This window comes from Vibrio sp. D173a, from assembly GCF_030248475.1.
In genome coordinates this window covers 1-5,372 of record NZ_JAHGAH010000424.1, presented here as the reverse complement: position 1 = coordinate 5,372, position 5,372 = coordinate 1, and the positions used below count along the sequence as shown (strand labels likewise).

Below are 5,372 nucleotides of genomic sequence, written 5' to 3'. Positions count from 1 at the left end.
TGCTGTTGCTGCTGTTGCTTCAGTTTCTCCTCTACAACCGACAGATTCTTTTTCGCAGCCTCAAAGTCTGGTTTCTCTTGAACAAGCTGCTTGTAGAGATCTGCTGCGTCTTCAAGTTGTCCATTTTGAGCAAGTGCATTGGCTAAGTTGTAACGGCCATCAAGGCTTTGGTTATGAGAAAACGCTTCAATCGCGCTTTCGTAATCCCCAGCTTGGTAGCTTGCTGCGCCTTTCCAGTTAGGATCAGTAAAGGTGCTTTGGGCTTTTTCGTATTCACCTTGTTGATAAAGCTGTTCACCTTGTTGGTTCTGATTCAAGAACGCATTGGCTTCTGCTTTTGGTGTCCAACTCATCGGTAGCACGGTCGCAACCAGTATCCAAATCATGCCTCGACGGAAGAGTAGGGCAGCAGGAATCAACAACAGAGGTAGCAACCAGAAACCACCGTTCAAGCGAGAGTCGGTTTTCACGTCTTCACTTTGCTTGGCGGCAAGGTTGTTACTCGCGTTATTAGTAAACGCGGCAATGTTCTCAACATCACGGTTATTGTGTTGAATTGGAACAAATAATCCGCCGGTCTCTTTGGCTAACTTCTGTAAGTTTTTCAGGTTAGTCTTCGCTACCACTGTGTTGCCTTGTCGACTCTTCATCAAAGAACCATCCGGAAGTGCAATTGGTGCACCAGTTGATGTACCGATAGCGAGTACTGACACACGAATGTCTTTACCGTTTAATAACGCTAATGAGCGAGACAATTCGGAGTCATCCAAATCATCTGCTAGTACGACGATGTCACCTTGATTGACGCCCGCTTGAGTAAACTGACCAAGCGCGGTTTCAATCGCTGATGGTAAGTTGGAGCCTTGATACGGCATTAACTCAGGAGACAAGTTTTCGATGATGCCTGCAAGTGTGCTGGAATCTGTCGTTAGTGGACTTAACGTATAAGCATCGCCCGCGTACGCGACCAAACCTGTTGAGCCTTCTTTCCATTTTGGCAATAAATCCAAAGCTTTATAGCGGGTTTGTGACAGGCGATTTGGCTTCACATCCGTTGCGTACATAGAGCGCGACATATCCAGAACTAACACTCGGTTTTGACTTAGTTCAAAGCTTGGGAGAGTGTTGGACTGCCAACTTGGACCAGCTAAAGCGATACAAGCGATCGCCCATGTTATTCCCCATATGGCAAAGTAGTGTTTAGTTTTCACTGAATGACCAAGCATTTTTGCCAAATGAGGCGCAATCAACGATGACTTTTTGGTTGTGTATTGGCTGTTAAGGGCAAGGACGACAGGGATGACGAGCAAACCCAACAACCAATACGGATTTAGGAAAGTAAACTCAGCCATGTTTTCTCCTTAGAACAAACAGGAACACGGAAAGCATAAGTGCAGCACCTAGCGGGTAAGGGAACCATTCCGACTGAGGACGCCATGTTTGCGTATCGCTAGAAACTGGCTCTAGTTGATTAATGGTGTCGTAGATAGTTTCAAGTTCTTTGGCATCACGAGCTCGGAAGTATTTACCACCTGTCATCTCTGCAATCTTGGTCAGCGTTTGCTCATCAAGGTCTGAGGCGGTATTGACTTTGCGAGTCATGAAGAAGTCTTTCACCATCATTTCACCAGCGCCCACTCCTACGGTGTAGATGGTTGCGTTGTATTTTTTAGCGATTTCAGCGGCTTCAAGCGGATCAAGGACACCAGCAGTGTTGCTACCATCACTGAGCAAGATCATCACACGTTGTGGTGCGTCACTGTCTACAAAGGTTTTAGTGCCTAAGCCGATACCATCACCAATCGCAGTGCGCTGACCAACCAAGCCAATGACGGTTTGATTGATCTGTTGCATCACGGTTTTACGGTCAGCGGTTAGCGGTGTTTGTAGATAAGCGTGATCACCAAATAGAACCACACCTAAGCGGTCACCTTGGCGTTTTTCTACGAAATCAGATAAGACTCTTTTGACGGCGGTTAGACGGTCTATGTATTCACCGTTGTCGTTCATGTCTTCTTTCTGCATAGAGCCAGATAAGTCGACCACTAACATCATGTCACGGTATTTCGGTTGGAACTCAACCGGATCGCCATACCAAACCGGTCGAGCACAAGCGACAACCAACAGAGCCCATACGCCAATAGACAGGAACTTTTGTACGACCTGTTTTGGTTTGTTGCTATGTTTGTTGTCTGGCAGGTACGCCAGCTTAATTTCAGCTTGCTGAGTCTCTTCAGGGAAGAACTTATAAATCAGCCAAGGTAGGGGCAGTAACAATAATGCCCACCACCAGGCAAACTCAATGTTCAACCACTGGGAGAGGCTCGAAACGAGAGTTGCCTCAGTCACGAGTTTTTGCCTTTTTCTTTGGTGGCAATGCGGTTTCAATCCAGAAAGTGCAATCATCAATTAATGCTTGATGTTGCTCTTGACCAGACTTTTGATACAGCGCCGCTTGCCACTGTTGTTGTTTATCGACAAATCGAGTTTCTTTGGTGTAGCTATCAAGAAACTCGTACCAAGCAGAGCCTGTTAATGGCGCGATTTCTTCACGAGGGAAGTAACTCAAAGCCGCTTGGCGAAGAACCTCTAATGCAGAAGACGGTGTGTGTGGTGTGATCGGATTGGTCAACAGTTTCAATGCGGTCTTCTTAGCAACAAGACGCTTTGTACGCCATCTTAAGTACAGTACGACGATTAAGATGGAGAGAATTACACCGCCCAGAACAGCCCACCATCCCCAAGCAAGTGGGAACCAATCTGGTGCATTTGGCAGGATTAAAGGTTCAAGGTTTAGGCTTTGATTATTCGTTGTCATTATTATTACTACTGCTTGAATGATTTGTATGTTGTTGCTTTGATTAGCTTAACTGCTGAACCAACGGTAACCCGCTCGACAGACTGTTAAATGGAATCGACATCGAATGACACTGCTGTTTGATGGCTTGCTGATGCTTGACGAAATGAGATTCCAACGCTTGGCGCTGTCCTTTCGAACCGAAATTAAACCACTGACTTCGATGACCATCGGATGCTTTCGCCTGGCCTCGGAAGTCGGTTTCGCCTCGCTCAAGAGGATCATAAAACTGCACTGCACGAACACTGTTGTGTTGCTTTAATCGACGCAATTGAACCAGCTCTTTCTCTTCCAATTGAGCAAAGTCGCTCAGCAGAATGAGTTCACTGCCTTTCGGCGTTAGGTTGTGTAGCGTTTCAATTGCGTTCATGTATGGCAACGTGCGTGTGCTGTCAGCTTGTTGATTCGTAAGCAATTGATTGTGAGTATTCACTATCGCGTCAAGAATTCTCAGCCCTTGCTTTTGTAAAGAAGAAGGGCGGAACTCAATACACTGGGAACCATCATCTATCACCGCGCCAATTCGGTCTTTCTTAGCTAATGTCAGCCAAATCAAGACGCTAGCGAAGTGTGCCATTTGAACTGACTTCAATACATATTGCGATCCAAAGTGCATGCTTGGGCTCAAGTCGATGTACAAGATCACCGCTTGCTCTTTGTCTTCAGCAAACAACTTGGTGTGCGCTTTTCCCGTTCGAGCCGTGACTCGCCAATCGATGCTGCGAATGTCATCACCCGCTTGGTATTGGCGCACTTCCATGAAGTCCATACCACGACCTTTTTGACGACTGGTATGGTTACCGCTCATTTGCGACCAAATACTCTGTGCTGGTGGCAGCCAACGAACCGATTGAGTGCGATATTGAAGCAGCTCTTCAAGGGTTAATGTCACCCCATTCGCATGAGGTGGCAATACATATGATGCAGACATGTCACCTACCTACGCTATGCGCTACCTACAAGATTTAGAAGCTTGTCGATAACCTGATTTGCTGTAATGCCTTCTGCCTGAGCGTGGTAGCTAAGCAATAGACGGTGGCGTAGCACAGGGTAAGCCATGGCTTGAACATCTTCTGGTGAGACGAAATCACGACCTACCAGCCACGCATGAGCGCGAGCACAACGGTCAAGCGCAATCGTCGCACGTGGACTCACACCCATAGATAGCCATTTCGCAAGCTCTGAGTCGTAATCGCTTGGCTGTCGAGTCGCCATCACAAGACGAACGATGTATTGCTCGATTGCGTCTGCCATGTGGATGTTGAGCACTTCTTTACGTGCGGTGAAGATGTCTTCTTGGCTCAAGCTTGGGCGCTCAATCGTCGCTTCGCCTTTTGCCTCACCACGGTTGATGCGCAAGATTGCCAGTTCATGCTCTGCATCTGGGTAATCTACATCAAGGTGCAACAAGAAGCGGTCAAGCTGTGCTTCTGGTAGTGGGTAAGTTCCTTCTTGCTCGATTGGGTTTTGCGTTGCCATCACCAAGAACAGCTCTGGCAGCGCGTATGTGTTTCGTCCTGCTGTCACTTGCTTCTCAGCCATTGCTTCAAGCATTGCGGCTTGCACTTTAGCTGGCGCACGGTTGATTTCATCAGCGAGGATCAGTGAGTTGAAAATAGGACCAGACTGGAAAGTGAACTCGCCTGTCTCTGGACGGAAGATATCTGTACCCGTCAAGTCCGCTGGCAGTAAGTCTGGTGTGAACTGAATGCGGTGGAAATCACCTTCTACACAATCCGATAGAGATTTCACCGCACGGGTCTTAGCCAATCCTGGAGGGCCTTCAACCAAGATATGCCCATCGGCAAGTAGAGCAATAAGTAGCTGTTTAACGAGATCATGCTGACCAATGATCTGAGACTCTAAGTAGCTTTGAAGAGTTTCGAAGTTTGTTTTGTGCATTTTTTGGACTCTCTGGTATCCATATGATTCTTGTTTTGAGTATTGGTCACTTCTTCTAAGGGAAAAGTTCCAGTACGCACATGCAATTTATCTTTTCAATATTGGGTTATTGCTATGTTTTACAAGGTCATGACAATGACTTAGGGCTACGGAAAGCCCTAACCTTAACAAGTGCTCATAGTGCGTGTTTCAATGTCAGCCAAAAATTGTCGTCTTCGTCAGCATTTAATGAAACTGTCGCCTCTTTTGTGATGTTGTGTCCAACCTGTGTCACTAACTCAACCCTCAGCTGTATCAAATTGCTATTCATGAAATCTGCTTTCGCTTCAGGCTTTTAATGGAGTGGACGACGGAGTCTGTTTTGTTAAAAAACGAATTCAGAGTCGCGAAGTTGTTGTCTCTTGTTAGCCGCTTAAATGCACCACATGGTGAGCACACTCCGATTGTGTACACGCAAGATAAACTGGCCCACCTTTCACGATGTACGCGGCAAACATTGAGCCGTTCGCTGCAGCAACTTGTTAAGCAAGGCATCATTACTATCGGTTATCGTCGTATTGAGATAGTCGACGATGAAAAGCTCAGTGCGTTCATTGGCTTTGTTGCGTAATTC

The 5,372-nt window shown here is 46.7% G+C and carries 6 protein-coding genes; 1 reads left to right on the top strand and 5 read right to left on the bottom strand.

The features are described from left to right. From KIV40_RS26440 to KIV40_RS26420, 5 genes are all read right to left on the bottom strand, one after another. Window positions 1-1,352 (bottom strand): VWA domain-containing protein (locus tag KIV40_RS26440; RefSeq protein WP_285352149.1); only part of this gene is annotated, 1,352 nt, incomplete at its 3' end. Continuing rightward, the gene (locus KIV40_RS26435; RefSeq protein WP_285352147.1) at window positions 1,345-2,349 is read right to left on the bottom strand and encodes a VWA domain-containing protein; all 1,005 of its coding nucleotides are present in this window, start codon (window positions 2,347-2,349) and stop codon (window positions 1,345-1,347) included. The genes KIV40_RS26435 and KIV40_RS26440, both read right to left, overlap by 8 nt. Next, window positions 2,342-2,818, bottom strand: coding sequence for a DUF4381 domain-containing protein (locus KIV40_RS26430; RefSeq protein ID WP_045396303.1), 477 nt, complete (start codon window positions 2,816-2,818; stop codon window positions 2,342-2,344). The genes KIV40_RS26435 and KIV40_RS26430 overlap by 8 nt, the downstream gene beginning before the upstream one ends. A gap of 43 nt (window positions 2,819-2,861) precedes the next feature. Next, on the bottom strand, window positions 2,862-3,788 hold the full coding sequence (locus KIV40_RS26425) for a DUF58 domain-containing protein (protein WP_285352146.1): 927 nt from the start codon (window positions 3,786-3,788) through the stop codon (window positions 2,862-2,864). Between the two features lie 14 nt (window positions 3,789-3,802). Next, window positions 3,803-4,759 (bottom strand): MoxR family ATPase, encoded by a 957-nt coding sequence (locus KIV40_RS26420; protein ID WP_285352145.1) that lies wholly within the window; start codon window positions 4,757-4,759, stop codon window positions 3,803-3,805. A 361-nt stretch (window positions 4,760-5,120) separates the two neighbouring features. Here KIV40_RS26420 and KIV40_RS26415 point away from each other — a divergent pair, with 361 nt between their 5' ends. After that, window positions 5,121-5,369: a helix-turn-helix domain-containing protein gene (locus tag KIV40_RS26415; RefSeq protein ID WP_285352144.1), complete on the top strand. Its 249-nt coding sequence runs from the start codon at window positions 5,121-5,123 to the stop codon at window positions 5,367-5,369. The last annotated feature ends 3 nt before the right edge of the window (window positions 5,370-5,372 follow it).

Coding starts and splice junctions, on each gene's coding strand:
- KIV40_RS26430 (WP_045396303.1), bottom strand. CDS start 2,818: ATGACAACGAATAATCAAAGCCTAAACCTTGAACCTTTAATCCTGCCA.
- KIV40_RS26425 (WP_285352146.1), bottom strand. CDS start 3,788: ATGTCTGCATCATATGTATTGCCACCTCATGCGAATGGGGTGACATTA.
- KIV40_RS26420 (WP_285352145.1), bottom strand. CDS start 4,759: ATGCACAAAACAAACTTCGAAACTCTTCAAAGCTACTTAGAGTCTCAG.